The sequence below is a fragment of the Pantoea sp. genome (assembly GCF_032114055.1).
Taxonomy (GTDB): Bacteria; Pseudomonadota; Gammaproteobacteria; order Enterobacterales; family Enterobacteriaceae; genus Pantoea.
Genome location: NZ_DAMCTB010000010.1, coordinates 1 through 22843, shown reverse-complemented (window position 1 = coordinate 22843; position 22843 = coordinate 1). Strand labels below are relative to the sequence as shown.

Sequence of the window (22843 nt, the reverse complement as noted above, 5' to 3'; positions counted from 1 at the left end):
CCAGCATTTTATGCTGTTTAAGGTGGTGAGTATTTGCTGCTAAATTAGTTACTTAAGGGGAGTATCGCAGGGGGTGAGTAATGAAAGCGTAAGTTTCAGGCGGCAGTGTGATGGGTTTCTGACAACATTATGTAACCCGTTTTGGCAAAGCATCAGGACTCCAGCACCTGATGTAACAAGAGTTTATATAAGAAAGACGAATGAATTAACAACAGGTTATGCTTTGCCTCTGTCTCTATCGGCAGCCCGTAGCAAAACTTGAGTAAAAAAGCTAAAGAAAGTGACCTGCCGCAGGCTGATGGGGAGCTGTACAGCGCCTTGCATAAATTGGGCCACACGCTGGTAGCGGATTACGCGCGCAGAAAAGGGTGTGCTGATGACAATGCAGCGCAAATGGGAGCGTCGGAGAGGGAAAGGTAAAACGGCAGCGGTACGCAGAGATACCGCTGCCGTTGTCAGTAGGGTCAGGCGAGTTTCGGGAAGGTCGCGACTTTGTTTACCGTGTTGTGGTCCACGCTGCGCGGATCGATGCGTTCCAGATCTTTCAGGAAGTTCTCACGCCAGGCTGTGATGTCGTTCCTGCGCAGAACCGCCATCATATCGTTGTAGCGGGAGATTCTTTCCGTGCGCGGCATGGTAATCGCTTTATCCAGCGCAGCGGCTACCTCATCGCGGTCATAAGGATTGACGATTAACGCTGACGTCAGCTCGTTGGCCGCGCCGGCAAAGCGCGACAGCACCAGCACACCCGGATCGTCCGGGTCCTGCGCCGCAACATACTCCTTCGCCACCAGGTTCATGCCATCACGCAGCGGTGTAACCAGACCCACATCAGTCAGGCGGAAGATCTTCATTAGCAGGCGCCGATCGAAATGCTGGTTCAGGTAGTAGAGCGGAGTCCAGCCCAGCGTACCGTACTTACCATTAATGCGCCCTGCCTCGGTTTCCAGCTGATGACGGATATCCTGGTAGGCCTGCACATCACCACGTGACGTCGGTGCAATCTGCGAGTAGCGGATTTTGCCTCGGTGCTGCGGGAAGTTTTCCAGCAGGGCTTCATAGGCGAGGAAACGTTCTGGCAGACCTTTAGAATAATCGAGACGTTCGCAGGCGATAATATTGCGCGCATCGCCCAGCTCTTTCTTCATCGCGGCCATTTTTGGCGGTAGCGGTCCTTCGGCCATCTCTTTAATACTGTCTGGCTCGATCCCAATCGGATAGACCTCAGTCATAAAGGTATTGCCAAAGGCACGATGTTTTTTATCGCCTTTGTTCTGCAACTGCGTCAGCTGGCTGACGCTGTCGAGGAATGCCACGCGATCTGATTCCGTCTGGAAGCCCAGCAGGTCATACTCGCACAGCATTTCGAGCAGCTCTTTATGCGGCGGCAGCGCGTTGAATATTTCCGGCGTGGGGAAAGGAATATGCAGGAAGAATCCGATACGGTTATTGATGCCTGCGCGACGGAGTGCTGCCGCGAACGGTAAAAAGTGATAATCGTGGATCCAGACAATGTCGTCAGGCTTAATCAGCGGTTTTAAACGCTGCGCCACCGCATCATTAACGTCGCAATAACCTTCCCAGGCTTCACGCTGGAACTGCACCAGATCAAGACGATAATGGAAAGCAGGCCAGATAACCGTATTGGAAAACTGGCAATAATAGAGATCGTAGTCGTTCTGGCTCAGCGGGAATGAGGCATATTCGATGCCTTCATGTTCCTGAACTCTGACCCCTTCCTCTTCTTCGCCTGTAAACTCACTGATTTCACCGTTCCAGCCAAACCACAACCCACCGGTACTTTTCAGTGCATCGAGAATGCCGACGGCCAGGCCGCCTGCGCTGGTTTTAGACCCATCTGGCATGGCGACACGGTTAGATACAACCACTAAACGACTCATAACCTAAACTCCTTACCGACGTTGTCTTGTTCTGATAGTAATAATGTTTTTTCCAGCCAGCCGTAAACCGCATTCACATCTTCAAGCCGGTAGTTGGCCTGAGTAGCCCCCTCACCCACTTTTATGGAGATGCCCTGCGCTGCGTTTACGGCGGCAAAACCCTTCTCGTCTGTCAGATCGTCGCCGATAAATACCGGCGTGCGTCCGGCAAACGGGGGCTGCTGCATAAAGTCGCGGATGGCAGCGCCTTTATCGATACCTTGTGGTTTGATCTCTACCACACATTTTCCCGGCTGGAGCGCCAGCCCTGGAAAACGCCTTACAGACTGTTCGGCCAGACGCAGCACATCCTGCTCGTGCTGCATCGCCTGGCGATAGTGAAGGGCAAAGGCCATGCCTTTAACTTCCAGCTGGGTGCCCGGCCAGGCGGCCATCGCATCCTGCAGTTCAGTCCTGAGCGCCTGCTCGACCTCAGACGGCAGGCTGATGCGCTGCAGGTGCCCTTCTGCGTCACGGCGTTCAGCACCGTGTACGCCCGCCGCCGGGCCCTTCCAGGGCGCGGCCAGCGCATCAAGTTGTTCAATGGGTCTGCCAGAAACCAGCGCAAGTGCGCCCTGCGAGTGGGCAGAGAGCTGCTGAAGTTGGGCGATAACCTGCTCAGGAATAAAGACTGCTTCGGGACGGGACTGGATTGCTGCCAGCGTTCCATCGACATCAAAAAAGAAGGCGTACTGTCCATTCGTTAATGTCGGGTAACTGGCATGGGGGTCTGCCACCTGATTCACGTCACTTCTCCTGAAATCTTTTGAATAAATCATTGAGTTAAAAAAAGAATGTCCTGACGCAGTCAGGTCAGCAAGCGGGAAATTCTGAAAGGCGGTGATTGAGGGGTAAAACAGGGTGATTCGATAGGTCACTCTCCTCAAACGTGCAAACGCGTTGCTGACAATACTGGCTATCTGAGAACATCTTCGCATTAAGTGTAGTCGTTAATAGGGGTTATGCCAGAAATATGCAGTTTTCATGCCAGCCGCTGCGGTTAAATAAGCAGAAAAGTGCTCGTCAGCGTGCGCCTTTTGAGAAAATGGAGAGAGTCAGAATCCGCCCGTAGCTGGATTCTGGCCTGTGCGGTGTGGTTGAGATCAGGCCGCAATCAAACCTTAAGCGTCTTAAGGTATTCCTAATATTGAAAGCGCACTCTCATGACACTTTTATTATTCTGGTTTCTGCTCACATGGCGTTTACCCTTAAAAGGCCGCTGATTAGCCGCCTCAGCTTGCTGATACTCGCTGCGATCTACATCGCGGTTTTTCTGAACATTGCCTACTACCGGCAGGTGCTGGCGGTGATGCCGCTGGATAGCCTTCATACCACACTGGTTTTTTTATCAATGCCGCTGGTTGCCTTCAGCGTCATCAATATCGTACTTACCCTGGCGTCGTTTCTCTGGCTCGATCGTCTGCTGGCCGCGCTGTTTATTCTGGTTTCCGCCTCGGCGCAATTTTTCATACAGACCTATCACATCGTGATTGATCGCTCGATGATCACCAACATGATGGATACGACCGCCTCAGAAACCTTTGCGCTGATTACGCCGCAACTGATTTTTACGCTGCTGACCTCCGGTGTGCTGATGGCGCTTCTGATGTTCTGGCCACGGGTAAAGCGGCAGCAGTGGCGCGGTGTGCTGACACGACTGCTCAGCGTGATCCTCTCGGCCGCGCTGATCGTGCTGGTCGCCCTGCTTTTCTATAAAGATTACGCGTCGCTGTTCCGCAACAACCGTGAACTGGTTAAGGCGCTGAGTCCGTCAAACAGCATCGCCGCCACACTCTCCTGGTATAAGCATCAGGAGCTGGAGAACGTACCGCTGGTGCGCATCGGTGAAGATGCCCATCTGCTGCCCGGCCACCGTACAGGTAAACCTCAGCTCACCATTCTGGTGCTGGGTGAAACCTCCCGCGCACAGAACTTCTCGCTGGGGGGTTATGAGCGACTGACCAATCCCCTGCTGGCGAAAGATGATGTGATCTACTTCCCGCACACCACCTCCTGCGGCACGGCGACTGCGGTGTCGGTGCCCTGCATGTTTTCCAATATGCCGCGCGCCCACTATGATGATGTGCTGGCCGCGCATCAGGAGGGGCTGCTGGATGTCATTCAGCGCGCCGGGATCAGCGTATTGTGGAATGAAAATGATGGCGGTTGTAAAGGCGCCTGCGATCGGGTTCCGCATCAGGATATGACCAGCCTGAACCTGCCCGGCATGTGTATCGATGGCGAATGTTATGACGACGTCCTATTCCATGGCCTGGATGCCTACATCAGCCAGCTTAAAGGCAATGCGGTGATCGTTCTGCATACCATTGGCAGCCATGGGCCGACCTACAGCCATCGCTATCCGCCGCAGCTGCGTCAGTTTGCCCCGACCTGTGACACTAATCAGATCCAGGACTGCTCGCAACAGCAGCTGATTAACACCTATGACAACACGATATTAAATGTGGATCACATTGTTGATAAGGCTATTGGCATCCTGCGTGCGCACCAGGACCGCTTTACCACCAGCCTCGTCTATCTTTCTGATCATGGGGAATCACTGGGCGAAAATGGTGCCTATCTGCATGGCCTGCCCTATGCCATCGCACCGGATACGCAGAAACATGTTCCGTTGCTGCTCTGGCTGTCAGAAGATTATCAGCAACGCTTCGCGGTTAACCGCAGTTGCCTGAATAAACTGGCCGCGACAGATGATTTCTCTCAGGATAATCTGTTCTCCACCCTGCTGGGATTAACCGGCACCGCAACCCATGAATATGTGCCTGCGGATGATATTTTGACGTCGTGCCGGAGCCAACCCTAATGAAGATACTGATTGTTGAAGATGACGCCCTGCTGCTGCAGGGGCTGATGCTGGCGCTGGAAGGTGAAGGCTATGTCTGCGACGGCGTGACGCGGGTACGCGATGCTGAGGCGCACTTTGCCAGCGGTCTCTACAGTCTGGTGGTGCTGGATCTGGGACTGCCGGACGAAGATGGACTTCATTTTTTGATCCGTCTGCGGCGACAGAAGAAGATGACGCCGGTGCTGATTCTGACCGCCCGTGACACCATCAGCGAGCGCATCGCCGGACTTGATGCAGGCGCTGACGACTATCTGATCAAGCCGTTTTCACTGGACGAGCTACTGGCACGGATCCGTGCCCTGATCCGCCGTAACGTCAATCAGGGTGACACCCAGGTGAGAGTGGGCGCGCTGGCGCTGGATATGACGCATCGTCAGATCTCGCTCAGCGACGTGCTGCTGGATCTGACGCCCAAGGAGTTCGCAATCCTGTCGCGGCTGATGCTTAAAGCCGGCAATCCGGTACACCGCGAAATCCTCTATCAGGATATCTACAACTGGGAAACTGAACCCTCGACCAATACCCTGGAAGTGCATATTCATAATCTGCGCGACAAAATTGGCAAAAGCGCCATCCGCACTGTGCGCGGCTTTGGTTATGCGCTTGTCACGCAGGATGGCCTTCGTGAGGCAACATGATAAGACGTTTCGATCACCGCAGTATGCGCTTTCGCCTTATCCTGGCCATCGGTCTGATCCTGCTGGTTTTTCAGGTGATCAGCGTGGTCTGGCTCTGGCACGAGAGTAAAGAGCAGATTCAGTTTCTGGTGGAAGCGCATCTGCAGAAGCGCAATATGGACCGCAACGTTGCGCGCGAAGTCCGCGAAGCCGTGGCCAGTCTGGCGGTGCCGAGTCTGGTGATGATTACCCTGACGTTGCTGCTCTGCTATCAGGCGGTGAAATGGATTACCCGGCCGCTCTATCGTCTTCAGCGAGAGCTGGAAAGCCGTAGCGAAGAGAATCTCGACCCGGTTGCCTGTCATAGTCAGGTGCATGAGATCGATGCGGTTACACAGGCGATCAATCAGCTGGTAGCGCGCCTGAACAGCAGCCTGGAGCGTGAGCGGCTCTTTACCGCCGATGTGGCGCACGAGTTGCGCACCCCGCTTGCGGGACTGCGCCTGCATCTGGAGTTAATCGAACGTCACAGCGATGTCAAAGTTCAGCCGCTGGTTCAGCGGCTGGATCAGATGACTCACAGCGTGTCGCAGCTGCTGAGTCTGGCGCGTGCCGGTCAGTCTTTTACCTCCGGCACCTATCAGAACGTGGGGCTGATTGAAGATGTGATTCTGCCGATGGAGGCGGAGCTGAGTATCATGCTGGAAGCGCATCAGCAGACGCTGCTGCTCGATCTGCCCCATGAGCAGTTTGTGCGCGGTGATGCAACGCTGCTGAAGATGCTGCTGCGAAATCTGGTGGAAAATGCCCATCGCTACAGCCCGGAGAAGAGCACGATCAGTGTGCATCTGCTTGCTTCACCGCAGCTGATGATGGTGGTGGAAGATCAGGGACCGGGCATTGATGAGAGTAAAAGTGGCGAACTGAGTAAAGCCTTTATCCGGATGGATAGCCGCTATGGCGGGATCGGACTCGGGCTGAGCATCGTCAGCCGCATCGTCCAGTTACACCGGTTTCAGTTTTTCTTAGAGAACCGTCGCGATCAAAGCGGCTGTCGGGCAGTGGTAAAGTTTTAAGCGCTGAACCAGGCCGAGAGAAACAGAATGACCGTTACTGCAGCAATCAGCAATGCAGCATATTCGCTTGCCGGGCGCGGGGTTGTTACAGGCAGGTCAGCAGAAACCGTTTTCATCGCATCCTCCTCAGTTGGAGAAGAGAGTATCGCGACTGCATATTAAGGAAACCTTAAGCTCGTGATACTGCCGCGTAAAATCCTGAAGCATCGCCCTCTGTCCTGCAGATAGCCCCTAATCCCGCCTGCTGCCTCCGCCGCGTGCTCTACACTTAATGGCGACATTCCGTTAACGGAGTTACGCCATGAACCCGCGCATGCACAAATATGCTTTTCCGGTCAGTAAAGCCCGTAAATATCTGGAACCTGGTCCGGTGCTGCTGCTCAGTTCGCAGTATCAGGATCAACACGACATCATGACCCTCGGCTGGCACACCGTGCTGGAGTTTTCGCCCTCCCTCGTCGGCTGTATGATCGCCGGCATGAATCACAGCCATGAGCTGATCCGCCACAGCGGTCAGTGTGTCCTGAACCTCCCCTCCGCTTCGCTGATTGATGAAGTGGTCGCCATCGGCAACAGCCACGGCGATCAGCTCGATAAATTCAGCGCCTTTAATCTGACGCCGGAACCAGCCCAGGTGGTGGGGGCATCGATGATTGCCGAGTGTTTTGCCAGCTTCGAATGTCAGCTTTATGACGATGCGATGGTGGCCCGCTATAACCTGTTTATTTTTGAAATCGTGAAAGCGCATGTCGCTGAACAGCCGGAGTATCCCGCTACCCTGCACTACACCGGCGAAGGCCGGTTCAGCGTGATGGGGGATAAGATGCTGGATAAGAGCGGCGATTTTAAACCTGAGATGCTGTTGTAGTTGAAAGCTCCGCACTCCATCCCCATTCAACTCTTTCGACCTGACAGGAGTAAATTATTATGGCAATCGAATATGCAGTGATCGCAGGTGGCTGTTTCTGGTGCACCGAAGCAGTATTTAAGGATGTGATTGGCGTTGAGTCGGTGGAAAGTGGTTATACCGGCGGCGCCCGGCCTAATCCCACCTATGAGCAGGTCTGTAGCGGGGCCACCGGCCATGCAGAAGCCATTCGCATTGGCTTTGATCCGGAGAAAGTGAGCTTCGGCGATCTGCTGGATATCAGCTTCGTTACGCATGATCCGACGCAGCTTAACCGTCAGGGTAACGACATCGGCACACAGTATCGCTCGGCGATTTTCCCGGCCAATGCCGAACAGGAAGCGGAAGCACGGGCGGCCATTGCCCGCGCCCAGGCGGACCATGAGGTGCCGGTAGTGACCACCATCGAGCCGCTGAAAGAGTGGTATCCTGCGGAAGCCTATCACCAGGACTACTGGGAAGGTGCCGGTCAGCGCAATGGCTATTGCATGGCGGTGATACCGCCCAAACTGCAGAAGTTGCGCAAAAGTTTTGCTGACCGTGTGAAAAGCTGATTTATCAGGGTGACATCGGACTGGCCGTCGCGCCGGCGTGTCGCCCTTTTTCTGTTTATATTCTCCATAACGCTGAAAATGCCGGCAGATATAGGGCGGTAAATTGCCGGTTTCAGGGTTGGGCAGATCGATTCGTACAGAGCTTAAGCGAATAGATCAAAAGAAAAAAATAGTGCTTGACCGTTTTCGGCCGACTCCCTATAGTAGCGCCCCGTTGACCCAGCGCGGTCAGCGAAGTAAATGTGGTGAGGTGTCCGAGTGGCTGAAGGAGCACGCCTGGAAAGTGTGTATACGGCAACGTATCGGGGGTTCGAATCCCCCTCTCACCGCCACATTCTGAAGAAGAGCCTGAACGAAAGTTCAGGCTTTTTTTTTGCATATTGCACAGCAGAGAGGGGGTGAGAAGCCCCGCCGGGGTTCGACAGCGCGCGCAGCGCGCTGGACAGCGGCGCATGCGACGCTGCCCGCAGGGTGAGCGAAGCGAATCCATCCCCCTCTCACCGCCACATCTATTAGCCGACCTCAGCACACCGGGCGACTGAATCCCGCCTCACCAGCGTTCCCCGATGCGAAAACAACGTTCTCTCCTCAGGCCGTAATACTATTTCCATCGCATCGCGGATCATCTCATCGACAGGAACATGCACGGTCGTTAAAGAGGGTGTGTAATATTTTCCGATGACCGCATCATCAAATCCGGCAAGCGAGATCGCTTCCGGCACGCGTTTCCCGGCCTCCTGAAAGGCTTTTGCCAGACCAATGGCCATATCGTCATTGGCGGCCAGTACACAGGTAAACGGAACATTACGTGCCAGCAGCTCACATCCCGCCTGGTAACCGCTCTCAGTGCTCCAGGCGCCCTGCACTATCAGCCGCGGATCCAGGCTGATCCCCGCCTCCTGCAGCGCATGTCGGTAGCCCGCTAAACGCTGCTCACCGGTCGGCGAACCGGTGTTACCCATGACAAAGGCAATCCGGGTATGCCCCTGAGCCAGCAGATGCGCCATCATCTCCTCACTACTGCGCCGGTGATCCGTGAACACGCAGCGATGCCGGTTTCTGACAAGTTCGCGGTTTATCACCACTATCGGCGTCTGATTTTCATCAATGATCTCATCCAGTTCGCTGACTGAAAGATATTTGGGATAGATCATGATAGCTTCGCAGCGAAGTTCGAGGAGCAGTCCAATCGCATTACGCTCGTCCTGAGCACTATGTTTACCGTCCGCCAGCACCAGCTGACGGTTCTGTTTTTCGCTGAGCGTTGCCGCCTGATAAACCAGGCCTGAAAAGAACGGGCCGTTATAAAGCCCGTTGGTAATGACCAGCCCGATTGAATGGGTGGTATTATTCGACAGATTGCGCGCCAGCCGGTTGGGCCGATAGCCGGTTTCCGCCACCGCCTGTAAGATTCTGGCCTTCACCTCTTCCCGCACAAAGACTTTACCGCTCAGTGCGCGAGATACGGTTGCTTTGGAGACGCGGGCCCGTCTGGCGACATCCAGTATGGTTACCATGTTTAAACTCCAGTGATTGGATGACCCATGCCCGATCCCTCTGAACCAATGAAAACAGACCCGGGCGGAAAGCGCAGCCGTTGCAGGCCGACACGCCGCGCCTGAGCCTGTTCACATTCCCTTATGCCAGCGACATCAGGGGCACGCCGGTGCTGACAGCGCCCTGCGACGGATACTTCGTTAACGTAAAATCCTCACTGTTGACGACCAGAACCGGTGTCGTCAGGTCATAACCTTTATGTTCAATACTGATTTGATCAAACTCAAGCAGTGGCGTGCCCGCTCTGACCACATCGCCCTCTTTCACTAACGGACGAAAATGTTCTCCCTGCAACTCAACAGTATTTAAGCCAACGTGGATCAGTAACTCTGCGCCATTCTCACAGACTAATCCAATGGCATGATGTGAGGGAAGTAATGTCACGACCGTCGCCTTGCAGGGCGCCACCACCTTACCCTCTTCAGGCTTAATCGCGACGCCGTCGCCAAGGAATTTTCCGGCAAAGGTTTCATCGGCCACGCCTTCAAGCGCAACAACGTTGCCTTTTAACGGGCTGAGAATATCCATGCTCCGGGCCAGGCCAGGTGCCGATGTCGTCTGCGTTTTGCCGTCTGGCGACGACGTGGCTTCTTCATTGACGGGATCGTCAAAACCCACAAACTGCACCATCAGGATAGTCAGCACAATCGTAGTCCCTGCCCCCACCAGCTCCCCGATAAACGACATCGGCGCCGCCGGACTGATAGCATTGACCAGTGTAAACAGGCCTGGCAATGCCGCATAAGCGTAATAGAGACTGCCGAACAGGCTGGCAACAACCGCCCCAATCGCACCGCCGATGCAGCCACAGATAAAGGGCTTTTTAAAACGCAGCGTCACGCCATAAATAGCGGGTTCGGTGATACCGAAAATAGCCGTAATGCCGGCCGACATGGAGGTCGCTTTTAACTGGGTATTACGGGTTTTCAGGAACACGCCAAACACAGCAGCCATCTGACCGATCACCGCGATCGTCTGGTAAGCCTGAAAAGAGTCATAACCCTGAGTGTCGAAATTCGCCATAATGACGGGCGTAATGCCCCAGTGAACCCCAAAGATAACGATAATCTGCCATACGCCACCAATCACCGCTGCCGCAACCGGAGGTGCCGCCTGGAACAGGGCATTATATCCCCCCGCTACCCCCATTGCGGCCCAGGTAGTAATGGGTCCGATGACAATCAGCGTCAGCGGCACGATAATCACAAAGCAGATCAGGGGCGTAAAGAGCGGGCTGACCACATCCGGTATCCACTTCTCTACCCGGCGTTCAAGCCAGGAGAGTGCCCACACCAGAAATAGCGGCGGCAGAACCGATGAGGTATAAACCGTTTTAGAGAGAGGAAAGAACAGGAAATTTATACTCTCTCCGCCTGCAATCCGTCCGGCCAGCGATGCCCAGTCCGGACTGATCAATGCACAGCAGCAGAGTACAGCAATGAACGGATTACATTTGAAATGCCGGGCTGCCGTCATGGCGATAAAGACCGGCAGAAAGGCAAACGGCGTCCAGGACATAAAATTGAGCACCGCAAAGGTGCCTGTCGTTTTAATGTCAGCATCGATCAGAGTGACAACGATCAGCACTCCCTGCAGGATCCCGGCCGCCGCAAGAATATAAACAATCGGGGCGAAGACAGCCGACATGGTGGCGATCACGGCATCCAGCCTGCGTGTCTTCTTCGTCTGACTGGCAGAAGCCGCTGTCTCTTTCACAAGACCCGACATCGCATTAAACAGGTCGGCGACATGCGTGCCGATAACCACCTGAAACTGTCCGCCGCTCTCTACCACTGCAATCACCCCTGGCAGACTCTGCACCTTCTGCTTCGCCTCAGCCGGGGTCTGGTTCAGCACCAGCCTCAGGCGAGTGGCACAGCGGGTAAAACTCACGATATTCTCTTCCCCGCCGACTTCCCGGAGAATGTCACTTGCTAACCTGTTGTAATCCCTGATAACAGCCATGCAATTTTCCTTATTTATTCAGTCATTGCGTCCCACCTTAAGGTGAGACTGCCTCTGCAGTAATCCGGAACAATAGCCATGCAACCGGTTTCACCGTAACCTGGCACAGGAGCTATGCAACCGGTTTCATGAGAATGTGAGAGTCAGTTCACCTAATTCTGGTCAGGTAACGTGCAGATCTGTGATCGCATCGACCTGCCGGTTTCCCCCGCTACCCGTGCGGCAGTCGCTATTCTCTGATTGACGGATATCGCTGAGCGAAGACGTACAAAAAGGAAGCAGGAGGATATTCGTGACATCAGAGGCGCACGACGTCATCACGCCTGGCAGATCACACATCCGCAATGCGTAAATAGCCCGGCAAATGACCGTTGTTTTATTAATGACTGACAGCGGGCAGCCTGCTGTTTTGACGCTTCTGTCCGTGAAGGCTTTCAGCATTCAGTAATAAAAAAACCCGGCCGGAGCCGGGTTTGGTCGCTACACATCTTACTCAATCAAACGCTAACTATATGCATGCAGGGTACGCTGACACAGCGCAGAACGCACACAATCCTCTTTGCCAAAGCGGACAATGCCAACCATCTCATCCTCTTCAAAACGCGCCAGCGCGTCTGCGAGACCAGAAGGCACCCCGGCGGGCAAGTCGCACTGGGTAATATCGCCGTTAACAATGACCGTGACGTTTTCGCCCAGTCGGGTCAGGAACATTTTCATCTGCGCGGCGGTCACGTTCTGCGCCTCATCCAGGATCACCACGGCATTTTCAAAAGTGCGGCCTCGCATATAGGCGAAAGGCGCAATCTCGACCTTAGCAATTTCCGGACGCAGACAATATTGCATAAATGATGCGCCAAGACGTTTAACCAGAATGTCATAGACCGGACGGAAATAAGGGGCGAATTTCTCAGAAATATCACCGGGCAGGAAGCCCAAATCCTCATCTGCCTGAAGTACCGGGCGCGTAACGATAATCCTGTCGATATCCTTATGAATCAGGGCCTCAGCCGCTTTCGCGGCGCTGATCCAGGTTTTACCGCATCCGGCTTCACCGGTTGCGAAGATCAGCTGCTTGGTTTCTATGGCATTAAGATAGTGAGCCTGAGCGTCATTGCGGGCCTCAATCGGCAGACGGTCGCGCGTATCGCGCGCCATGCCAATTGCGTCCAGTCCGCTCATGTGCACCAGCGAAGTGACCGACTCTTCTTCACGCTGACGGTGACTCCGGGAGTCACTGCGAAGCACTCTTCTTGCTTCACGACGCGCTTTGATCACTGCTTTCTGTCTTCCCATAGTGGCACCTTTCAGTTGGTTTCATTTCCCGCGTCAGGCGCGTAGCCCGTTGCGATTACGTGAACGCTTTAGAGGTTTCAGTTGGCTTCCTTCAGAGCCATGACAGGACAGGATAAGGGGTATACAGCCGCGCACAGGCGTCGCTGAACACCGGATAACACAGGTTGCAAAACAAAAGAAAGGGTTAAAGAAAGGGAGAGATAACGAGGCGAAATTGCCCTCGCGTTCAGGCGCAATTTATTTAACAGTAATGACTTTCCAGAAAAGAATCGACCCATGCGCGAACTCCAGTGTGATACATCAACACATCCGATTACGCCTGTTTAATAAAGTGCACCATTTTGTTGGGCCTTTGCAACTCTAATTTTATCTGCTGGCAAAGGAATTGCTAATTGCGGGTAAACATTTCTTTTAGGAATAGATGTAAAAACCATTAATTACAGAAGGTTAGATTATTTCGCATTTTCCGAAAACCCGCCAAATCTCAGCAAAAACTCACCGTCTGATGCGCATTGGCAGGTAATCATGGGCGGCCCGTATAGGGTGCGCCCATTGCGATTAAATTTTAATCAGGCCTCCAGCAGTGACTGTCCCAAATAATGGCTGGTGTCAGGAACGCCAGGCAGCGCAAAAAAGTAACCGCCGCCAAAAGGCCGGATATATTCTTCCAGCGTCTCACCATTCAGACGCCGCTGTACGGTGAGGAAACCGCGCTCCAGATCGTGCTGATAACAGACAAACAGCAGGCCCATATCCAGTTGCCCGGCGGCGGAAACCCCAGCCGAGTAACTGTAACCCCGGCGCAGCATCAGACTGCTGGCTGTCTCTGCGGTCCGGGGATTGGCGAGCCGGATGTGGGCATCCAGTGCAATCACCTCACCATCCGGGTCGCGGGTATAATCCGGTACGTCATGTTCATGCCTCATCCCCAGCGGCGCACCGCTCAGCTTCTCCCGTCCGAAGATAGTCTGCTGCTCACCCAGGGGCGTACGGTCCCACATTTCCACATGGAAGCGGATGAGCCGCACCACCTGATAGCTGCCGTTGCGCGTCCAGGCGGGTTCCTGCTGGTCGGCTGTTACCCAGAGCAGCTGATTCATTAGTGCCGGATCGCGGGTATCCGGATTGGCCGTGCCATCTTTGAATCCCAGCAGGTTGATCGGGGTTTCCTGTCCCTGACTACGCGCAGCATGCTCAGAGATAAAACCTTCGCGCCGCCAGCGTACGCCGAGCAAATCAGGCGTGTGTTTAATGATGTCACGCAGAGCATGAATCACCGTATCCTGGGTATTTGCACAGATCTGCAACAGCAGATCGCCATGACACTGACTGGCATCGAGCGAGTCATTGGGAAAGCGTGTCATCGGCTGCAGTTTTGCCGGTTTGTGTGGAGCCAGCCCGAAACGGTCGTCAAACAGGGCATGACCAACTGAAACGGTTATCGTCAGGTTATCCGGCGCGATCGTCGGCCCCAGAATGCCGGAATCCATAGGTGGCAGCTGCGGATTTGTTACCACCGGTGCCGGTCCGCCCTGGGTCAGAAAGGCGATGCGCTGGGTCAGCAGACGGAACAGACGCACCAGATCCGATTTCTCGCTGCTGAGCAGATCAAACGCCACCAGCATCATTGAGGCCTGCTGTGGCGTCGTGATACCCGCCTGATGCTGACCATAAAACGGCTGACGCTGCTGCCGCGCCTGGGGTGTCACGGTGCCTGGCGAAAAACTTTCCGCGCGGGCAGCGTGGAACGGACAGCCACCGCCCAGGGCTGCTGCACCGCCCAGCAGACCCAGACCTTTTAATAAACGACGACGCGCAGGCTGCGCGTCATCTTCCTTGCGACTCATGATTAATCCAGACCCAGCGTGCCACGAAGTAAAGAAAGATCTTCCGCCAGCGCGGTGATCGGCCCTTTCAGCGCATTACGGTCGGCGCTGGTCAGTTTCTCGTAAGATTCGAAGCCGGTATCCGTACGATATTTGCTCAGGATCGCATCCACCTTCTTGAAGTTGGCATCCACCTTCGCCAGCAATGCCGGGTTCTCTTTACTGACCAGCGGACGCAGCAGCGCCACAATCTTCTGCGCGCCGTCGATGTTCGCCTGGAAATCCCACAGGTCAGTGCGGCTGTAGCGATCTTCCTCGCCGGATATTTTGCTGGAAGCGACCTCTTCAATCAGGCCCGCTGCGCCACCTACCACTTTGGCTGGCGGGAAGGCGAGTTCGCTGATGCGCACCTGCAGATCTTTGACATCTTTATTGAGCTGATCCGCATAGCCTGCCATGCCCTGCGTGCTGTTATCGCCGAACAGCGCCTTCTCCAGACGGTGGAAACCGGTAAATTTAGGATCCTCAGCTTTTTTCTCATAATCATCCTCGCGGGCATCAATGCTGCCGTCGAGGTCAGAGAAGAGTTCAGCAATCGGCTCAATACGCTCATAGTACTGGCGGGTCGGGGCAAACAGCGCTTTGGCTTTTTCAATGTCACCCGCTTTGACAGCATCGGTAAAAGCCTGCGTGCTGCTCACCAGCTGGCTGACCTGTTCGGTGACATACGCCTTATAGGCAGTGATCGGGCCTTCGAGTTGCAAACGCGCCGATGGCGTGCCTTTTACCGCCCCCTCACCCGCTTCGACGATCAGCTTACCTTTGGGGTTGCTCAGCAGACCGCAGGTCATCTCATATTCGCCCGGCTCCAGCGTGGCGGTCAGCTTCTGACTGAAGCCTGGCGCGATGTTTTCACGCTCTTCGACCACCAGCACCCCTTTCAGGATCTCCCACTCCAGCGCTTTCTGGCTGTTGTTCTTGATCAGAAACTGGGTCTTACCGGCCTTGACCGTCAGGTTCATCGGCTCACACTGTTTGTCATTGACGCTGACGGTAACCTGAGGAACCGCTGCGGTAGCCGTTGCGGAGATCGCCAGCAGCGGAAGCAGCAGTGCTTTGCGACGGAAATGCATTGTCATCTCTCTTTCCCTATCACGTTGCGGACACAAGGTGCGCCCGTTAAATGGTGTATTACACAGTGGCCGACGCAGCAGGCCGCGCAGGCATGAAAAACAGAATCAGTGCCGGAATCAGGTAAAAGAAATAGAGCGTCACTTCACTGACGCTGGGCGCCTCCTGATAACCCAGTACACCTTCCAGCAGGGTGCCAAACAGCGAATGGGTGGATAAGGTATTACTGAGATCAAAAGCCACCGACTGATAGTGGTTCCACAGCCCCGCTTCATGAAAAGCCCGAATCGCCCCCGCCGCCAGACCGGCCGCAACAAACAGAATGAAAACGCTGGTCCAGCGGAAAAAATGCGCCATGTTCAGACGAATACCGCCCCAGTAAAGCAGCATGCCCAGCACCACTGCCGTCGCCAGACCCAGGACAGCGCCGAGCGGCGGCGCATAGCCCACATCCTGCGTAAAGGCGGCCAGCAGGAAGAACACCGACTCCAGCCCTTCACGCGCGACAGCCAGGAACACCATCAGCACCAGTGCCATCCCGCCACGGCCTGAACGTTGCAGCGCCTGGTCGACCGCCTGCTCCAGCTCGACGCGGATGTTGCGCGCCACTTTGCGCATCCAGAAGACCATTGAGGTCAGGATGACCACCGCAATCAGCGCCACGATGCCTTCAAACAGCTCCTGCTGTTTTTGCGGGAATTCGCCGGTAGTGGCATTGATGAACAGCCCCAGGCCCAGACAGAGGGCGGCGGCGATAAAGACGCCAGCCCACATGGCAGGAAACCATTGTGTGCGCTGGGTACGTTTGAGGTAGCTGGCGATAAGGCTGACAATCAGCGCGGCTTCGATGCCTTCACGCAGCATGATGAGAAAGGGAACAAACATTGCCAGCCTCTTGAATGTTAAGCAGCGTCAATCAACCGTAAAATCAGGTAAAGTGTAAACGATACCGATTATCATTATCGCTGCGAAAAAAACAAGTTGCCGGTGGAGATAATTTCATTCTCAGGTGGTTTATCTTTGTAACAAAAAGGCCCGTCCCTTACGGGGCGGGCCTGAGCGATAGCCGCCTGGCTTATTTGGCCAGATATTCCGCTTCCGCCGCGGAAAAACGCTGCTGCGCGGCTGCGGAAGGCTCACGTCCCATCAGGCTGAAAAGCACAATCGCGATGCTGGCGAAAATGAAGCCCGGGATGATTTCATACAGTCCCAGCCAGCCATACTGCTTCCACACCAGTACGGTCACGGCACCGACAATCATCCCGGCCAGCGCACCATTGCGGTTCATACGCTTCCAGCAGACCCCGAAGAGCACGACCGGACCAAAGGCGGCACCAAAACCTGCCCACGCGTAGCTCACCAGACCCAGAACACGGTTTTCCGGATTGGAGGCCAGCGCAATCGCAATCAGCGCCACCAGCAGTACCATCAGACGCCCGACCCACACCAGCTCTTTCTGGCTTGCCTTTTTACGCAGGAAGCCTTTGTAGAGATCTTCGGTCAGGGCGCTGGAGCAGACCAGCAGCTGACAGCTCAGAGTGGACATCACGGCCGCCAGAATAGCAGAGAGCAGGATACCGGCAATCCACGGGTTAAAGAGGATACGCGCCAGCTCAATAAAGATCCGCTCGGCATTGGCGTTTACACCCGCCGCCAGTGCCGGATTGTCCTGAAAGTAGGCGATACCGAAGAAGCCGACCGACACAGCACCGGCCAGGCAGAGCACCATCCACGCCATGCCGATGCGACGCGCCGTCCGGATGGAGCGATGCGAATCCGCCGCCATAAAGCGCGCCAGAATATGCGGCTGGCCGAAGTAGCCCAGGCCCCAGCCCAGCAGCGAGATCACCGCCACGAAGTTCAGCCCCTTCAGCATATCGAGATTTTCCAGGCTCTTCGCCTGAATGACTGCCATAGAATCTGACCAGCCACCGACCGCGATGATCACAAAGACCGGCGTCAGAATCAGCGCAAAAAACATCAGGCCGGCCTGCACGGTGTCGGTCCAGCTCACGGCCAGGAAGCCGCCAATCAGCGTATAGAGAATGGTTGCGGCTGCACCGGCCCACAGAGCGGTTTCATAACTCATGCCAAAAGTGCTTTCAAACAGACGGGCACCAGCGACCACACCCGACGCACAGTAGATGGTGAAAAACACCAGAATCACGATGGCAGAGATGACCCGCAGAATTTTGCTGTGATCCTCAAAGCGGCTGGTGAAGAAGTCCGGCAGGGTCAACGCATTGTTGTGATGTTCGGTCTGTACCCGCAGGCGACCCGCCACAATTTTCCAGTTCAGCCAGGCGCCGATTGTCAGACCAATCGCAATCCAGCTTTCCGAAATACCGGAGATAAAGATAGCACCGGGCAATCCCATCAGGAGCCAGCCGCTCATGTCTGATGCACCGGCAGAGAGTGCCGTGACCACACTACCCAGACTGCGGCCACCGAGGATGTAATCGTCAAAGTTTTTGGTTGAGCGGTAAGCTGCAAAACCAATTAACACCATCCCGAGTATGTAAACTATAAAGGTCACCAGCATTGGTGTACTTACACTCATCTGTCTCTCCACTTATTATTTGAAATCCCAGAGAAATCGTCAGCCACCCGCCTGCCGGAACGGGGCAGCACGAGCCGATTTTCTGTGTCAGGGGGTCACTCATTTCCCAGCGGCGCGGTATCCTGCCGGAAAGCCGGAGCGCGCACAATGGATTTAACACAGGCGTTACAGTGTTTTCACTAACCAGTTGTCAAAATGTGCTCATAGGTTGCACTCGCTCACAGTTATCTGGTTGTACCTGAGTATTACCTGCCGTGAACCCGCCTTTTAACGGGCCTGCAAACCTGGCGAGGATTTTGCAGCAAGATTCATGCCGCCTTGCAGGATTTAACAAATGACGACGTTAAAAGGGTGTTAACTGGCTCACATTTAACACGGTTGCACAAAGTTGCAACTTAAGTGATAGTGCAGCCAACGCCGTACCGAACCACTATTTAAGGAGCTCTGGAGTCATGGGTACAACCACCATGGGTGTTAAACTGGATGACGCAACACGTGAGCGCATCAAACTGGCTGCGCAGCGTATTGATCGCACGCCACACTGGCTGATCAAACAGGCGATCTTTACCTATCTGGGCCAGCTGGAGACCGGCGACAGCCTGCCGGAGATCCCGCTTTCTGCCCAGGCAGTCGCTGAGGCTGAAGACATTCAGCCCGAGGAGATGCACCAGCCGTTTCTCGACTTCGCAGAGCAGATTTTACCTCAGTCTGTGACCCGCTCCGCCGTCACCGCTGCGTGGCGTCGCCCGGAAACCGATGCGGTTCCTATGCTGCTGGAACAGGCGCGTTTACCGGCCGCACTGGCGGAGAAAACGCATCAGCTGGCCCACCAGCTTGCCGACAGGCTGCGGCACCAGAAAGGTGCAACCGGACGCGCCGGAATGGTGCAAAGCCTGCTGCAGGAGTTCTCTCTCTCTTCCCACGAGGGTGTGGCGCTGATGTGCCTGGCCGAAGCGCTGTTGCGTATTCCGGATAAGCCCACGCGTGATGCGTTAATCCGTGACAAGATCAGCAATGGCAACTGGCAGTCACATCTGGGCCGCAGCCCGTCGCTGTTTGTCAACGCAGCGACCTGGGGCCTGCTGTTTACCGGCCGTCTGGTGTCGACTCACAACGAGTCGAACCTCTCAAGCTCACTGAATCGTATTATCGGTAAAGGTGGCGAACCGCTGATCCGTAAAGGCGTGGATATGGCGATGCGCCTGATGGGCGAGCAGTTCGTCACTGGTGAAACCATTGCCGAAGCCCTGGCGAATGCGCGTAAGCTCGAAGAGAAAGGCTTCCGCTACTCCTATGACATGCTGGGCGAAGCGGCGCTGACGGCAGGTGATGCCAAAGCCTACCTGCTCTCTTATCAGCAGGCGATCCATGCGATTGGTAAAGCCTCAAATGGCCGCGGGATTTATGAAGGCCCCGGCATCTCCATCAAGCTTTCCGCCCTGCATCCCCGCTATAGCCGCGCACAGTATGAGCGCGTTATGGAAGAGCTCTACCCGATTCTGAAATCGCTGACGCTGCTGGCCCGCTCTTATGATATTGGTATCAACATCGATGCCGAAGAGGCCGACCGTCTTGAGCTGTCACTGGATATGCTGGAGAAACTCTGTTTCGAACCGGAGCTGGAAGGCTGGAACGGTATCGGTTTCGTGATCCAGGCTTACATGAAACGCTGCCCGTTTGTGATTGATGAACTCATCGATCTGGCGCAACGCAGCCGTCGTCGTCTGATGATTCGTCTGGTGAAAGGTGCTTACTGGGACAGCGAAATTAAACGTGCGCAGATGGAAGGCCTGGAGGGCTATCCGGTTTACACCCGTAAAGTTTATACCGACATCTCTTACCTGGCCTGTGCCCGTAAGCTGCTCTCTGTGCCGAGCCTGATTTATCCGCAGTTCGCTACGCATAATGCTCACACTCTGGCGGCAATTTATCAGCTGGCGGGCAATAACTACTATCCGGGTCAGTATGAGTTCCAGTGTCTGCACGGCATGGGTGAGCCCCTTTACGAGCAGGTGGTCGGCAAAGTGGCGGATGGCAAACTGAATCGCCCTTGCCGTATCTATGCACCGGTCGGCACCCATGAAACCCTGCTGGCCTATCTGGTTCGCCGCCTGCTGGAGAATGGCGCAAACACCTCCTTCGTCAACCGTATTGCCGATACGTCGCTGCCGATCGATGAGCTGGTCGCCGATCCGGTCAGCGCCGTTGAAAAACTGGGCGTCAGCGAAGGAGCTATTGGCCTGCCACATCCGAAAATCCCGCTGCCGCGCGAACTCTATGGTGAAAACCGCGTCAACTCCGCGGGGCTGGATATGGCCAATGAACATCGCCTCGCTTCGCTCTCCAGCGCCCTGCTGAGCAGTGCCGCACAGCCCTGCCTGGCTGAACCCATGATCGAGGGCGAAGCCGGGGCTGGCGAATTACGCGACATTCTGAACCCGGCCGCGCCTAACGACTGCGTCGGTCAGGTGCGCGAAGCGACAGAACAGGAGGTTTCCGTGGCGCTGGAAGCCGCCGTAAACAACGGACCTATCTGGTTTGCCACACCACCGCAGGAGCGTGCCGCCATTCTGGAACGTGCTGCTCAGATCATGGAAGGTCAGATGCAGCAACTGATCGGCATCCTGGTGCGTGAAGCGGGTAAAACCTACAACAACGCCATCGCCGAAGTACGCGAAGCGGTAGATTTCCTCTATTACTACGCCGGTATGGTGCGTGACGATTTTGACAATGAAACGCATCGTCCGCTGGGACCGGTGGTCTGCATCAGCCCCTGGAACTTCCCACTGGCAATCTTCACCGGCCAGATTGCCGCTGCACTGGCTGCGGGCAACAGCGTGCTGGCTAAACCGGCCGAGCAGACGCCGCTGATTGCCGCCCAGGCGGTTCAGATTCTGCTGGATGCAGGCGTGCCAGCCGGCGTGCTGCAACTGCTGCCGGGCCAGGGTGAAACCGTGGGTGCGCAGTTGACCGGCGACGAGCGGGTGCGCGGCGTGATGTTTACCGGTTCAACGGCGGTCGCGACGCTGCTGCAACGCAATCTGGCCGGCCGTCTTGATCCTCAGGGTCGCCCGACGCCGCTGATTGCCGAAACCGGCGGCATGAATGCCATGATCGTCGACTCTTCCGCCCTCACCGAACAGGTGGTAGTCGATATCGTCGCCTCCGCCTTCGACAGCGCCGGACAGCGCTGCTCTGCCCTGCGTCTGCTCTGTATTCAGGAGGATGTGGCTGACCATACCCTGAAGATGCTGCGCGGCGCGATGGCCGAGTGCCGCATGGGTAATCCGGAGCGTTTCTCAACTGACATCGGCCCGGTGATCGATGCCGAAGCGAAAGCTAATATCGAGCGCCATATTCAGGCGATGCGCAACAAAGGCTTTACCGTTTATCAGGCGGTGCAGGAAAATCCGCAGGACAGCAAAGAGTGGAACAGCGGCACCTTCATCAAACCGACCCTGATTGAGCTGAATCAGGTCAGCGATCTGGATAAAGAGATCTTTGGTCCGGTGCTGCACGTCGTGCGCTTCAGCCGCACCGCACTGCCGCAGGTGATCGATCAGATTAATGCGTCTGGCTACGGTCTGACCCTGGGTGTTCATACCCGCATTGATGAAACCATCGCGCAGGTGACGGCGAATGCTCAGGTCGGCAACCTCTACGTCAACCGTAACATGGTGGGTGCCGTGGTCGGCGTGCAGCCGTTTGGCGGCGAAGGCCTGTCTGGCACGGGCCCGAAAGCCGGTGGCCCGCTCTATCTCTATCGCCTGCTGGCCAATCGTCCGGATAGTGCTCTGCGCCGGACCTTTGATCGTCAGGATGCCGAGCGCCCGGCAGACAGTTCGCTGCGCACGTCTCTGCTGGCACCGCATCAGGCGCTGAGTAACTGGGCGAAAGAGAAGCCTGCTCTGGCTGAACTGTGCCAGCACTATGGCGAACTGGCCCAGGCGGGCGTCGTGCGGCTCCTGCCTGGCCCGACCGGCGAGCGAAACACCTTCTCGCTGTTGCCTCGCGATCGCGTACTCTGTCTGGCGGACAACGAACAGGATGCGCTGATCCAGCTGGCCGCAGTCACCAGCGTCGGCAGTAAAGCCCTGTGGCAGGATGATGAACTGCATCGCGCCTTACTGACCTCGCTGCCGGATGCGGTAAAAGCGCGGATTAAACTGGCGCGTGATCCGTTAACGGCAGAGTTTGATGCGGTTATCTACCACGGCGATGCCGATCAGCTGCGCGCGCTGTGTGAACAGATCGCAGCGCGTGACGGGGCGATTGTGTCGGTGCAGGGCTTTGCCCGCGGCGAGACGAATCTGCTGCTGGAGCGTCTGTTGATCGAGCGTTCGCTGAGTGTGAATACCGCGGCAGCGGGCGGCAATGCCAGCCTGATGACTATCGGGTAACGGGGGCGCTACAGGGGGCTCGCTGCGCGAACGGGGTTGAGGCGGTTTCGTTTACCTGGCAGGCTGGTGCATTCACTGCGTGGATCGGGCACGGAGGCCTGCAGTGGTTTTACGCTGAGCGGGTTTCGTTCGCCTGACGGGCCGGGCAATT

General features: G+C 55.7%; 15 protein-coding genes, 1 tRNA gene and 1 other RNA gene. 8 read left to right on the top strand and 9 right to left on the bottom strand.

Annotated features, from left to right (window positions below):
• Nucleotides 1–464 precede the first annotated feature (464 nt).
• Both otsA and otsB read right to left on the bottom strand, forming a co-directional pair.
• Nucleotides 465–1901: an alpha,alpha-trehalose-phosphate synthase gene (gene otsA / locus RT657_RS15710; RefSeq protein ID WP_313655570.1), complete on the bottom strand. Its 1437-nt coding sequence runs from the start codon at nt 1899–1901 to the stop codon at nt 465–467.
• A complete protein-coding gene (otsB, locus tag RT657_RS15705; protein WP_313655569.1) occupies nt 1898–2686 on the bottom strand; it encodes a trehalose-phosphatase in 789 nt (262 codons plus the stop codon). The genes otsA and otsB overlap by 4 nt, the downstream gene beginning before the upstream one ends.
• A gap of 449 nt (nt 2687–3135) precedes the next feature.
• Here otsB and eptA point away from each other — a divergent pair, with 449 nt between their 5' ends.
• The 7 genes from eptA to RT657_RS15670 all read left to right on the top strand — a co-directional run bounded on the left by eptA (nt 3136) and on the right by RT657_RS15670 (nt 8466).
• On the top strand, nt 3136–4764 hold the full coding sequence (gene eptA / locus RT657_RS15700) for a phosphoethanolamine transferase EptA (RefSeq protein WP_313655568.1): 1629 nt from the start codon (nt 3136–3138) through the stop codon (nt 4762–4764).
• Nucleotides 4764–5444 carry a two-component system response regulator PmrA gene (gene pmrA, locus RT657_RS15695; protein WP_313655567.1) on the top strand — a complete coding sequence of 227 codons (681 nt, stop codon included), beginning with the start codon at nt 4764–4766 and terminating at the stop codon, nt 5442–5444. The genes eptA and pmrA overlap by 1 nt, the downstream gene beginning before the upstream one ends.
• The gene (gene pmrB, locus RT657_RS15690) at nt 5441–6499 is read left to right on the top strand and encodes a two-component system sensor histidine kinase PmrB (RefSeq protein WP_313655566.1); all 1059 of its coding nucleotides are present in this window, start codon (nt 5441–5443) and stop codon (nt 6497–6499) included. The genes pmrA and pmrB overlap by 4 nt, the downstream gene beginning before the upstream one ends.
• 301 nt (nt 6500–6800) lie before the next feature.
• The gene (locus tag RT657_RS15685) at nt 6801–7367 is read left to right on the top strand and encodes a flavin reductase family protein (RefSeq protein ID WP_313655565.1); all 567 of its coding nucleotides are present in this window, start codon (nt 6801–6803) and stop codon (nt 7365–7367) included.
• A gap of 59 nt (nt 7368–7426) precedes the next feature.
• The gene (gene msrA / locus RT657_RS15680) at nt 7427–7960 is read left to right on the top strand and encodes a peptide-methionine (S)-S-oxide reductase MsrA (RefSeq protein ID WP_313655564.1); all 534 of its coding nucleotides are present in this window, start codon (nt 7427–7429) and stop codon (nt 7958–7960) included.
• 244 nt (nt 7961–8204) lie between these two features.
• Nucleotides 8205–8292, top strand: a tRNA-Ser gene (locus tag RT657_RS15675).
• Between the two features lie 46 nt (nt 8293–8338).
• A non-coding RNA gene (locus tag RT657_RS15670) (RtT sRNA) lies at nt 8339–8466 on the top strand.
• A gap of 6 nt (nt 8467–8472) precedes the next feature.
• Here RT657_RS15670 and RT657_RS15665 read toward each other — a convergent pair.
• The 7 genes from RT657_RS15665 to putP all read right to left on the bottom strand — a co-directional run bounded on the left by RT657_RS15665 (nt 8473) and on the right by putP (nt 18292).
• The gene (locus RT657_RS15665; protein WP_313655562.1) at nt 8473–9477 is read right to left on the bottom strand and encodes a LacI family DNA-binding transcriptional regulator; all 1005 of its coding nucleotides are present in this window, start codon (nt 9475–9477) and stop codon (nt 8473–8475) included.
• A gap of 121 nt (nt 9478–9598) precedes the next feature.
• On the bottom strand, nt 9599–11482 hold the full coding sequence (locus RT657_RS15660) for a beta-glucoside-specific PTS transporter subunit IIABC (RefSeq protein ID WP_313655560.1): 1884 nt from the start codon (nt 11480–11482) through the stop codon (nt 9599–9601).
• A gap of 504 nt (nt 11483–11986) precedes the next feature.
• Nucleotides 11987–12775 (bottom strand): phosphate starvation-inducible protein PhoH, encoded by a 789-nt coding sequence (gene phoH / locus RT657_RS15655; protein ID WP_169714124.1) that lies wholly within the window; start codon nt 12773–12775, stop codon nt 11987–11989.
• Nucleotides 12776–13344: 569 nt separating this feature from the next.
• On the bottom strand, nt 13345–14622 hold the full coding sequence (efeB, locus tag RT657_RS15650; protein ID WP_313655557.1) for an iron uptake transporter deferrochelatase/peroxidase subunit: 1278 nt from the start codon (nt 14620–14622) through the stop codon (nt 13345–13347).
• Nucleotides 14623–14624: 2 nt separating this feature from the next.
• Entirely contained in the window at nt 14625–15740 is a 1116-nt protein-coding gene (gene efeO / locus RT657_RS15645) for an iron uptake system protein EfeO (RefSeq protein ID WP_313655556.1), read from the bottom strand.
• 52 nt (nt 15741–15792) lie between these two features.
• Nucleotides 15793–16617, bottom strand: coding sequence for an iron uptake transporter permease EfeU (gene efeU / locus RT657_RS15640; protein ID WP_313655554.1), 825 nt, complete (start codon nt 16615–16617; stop codon nt 15793–15795).
• A gap of 190 nt (nt 16618–16807) precedes the next feature.
• Nucleotides 16808–18292, bottom strand: coding sequence for a sodium/proline symporter PutP (gene putP / locus RT657_RS15635; protein WP_313655552.1), 1485 nt, complete (start codon nt 18290–18292; stop codon nt 16808–16810).
• Nucleotides 18293–18744: 452 nt separating this feature from the next.
• Between putP and putA the strand changes: the two genes are divergently transcribed.
• The gene (gene putA, locus RT657_RS15630; protein ID WP_313655550.1) at nt 18745–22692 is read left to right on the top strand and encodes a trifunctional transcriptional regulator/proline dehydrogenase/L-glutamate gamma-semialdehyde dehydrogenase; all 3948 of its coding nucleotides are present in this window, start codon (nt 18745–18747) and stop codon (nt 22690–22692) included.
• Nucleotides 22693–22843 lie beyond the last annotated feature (151 nt).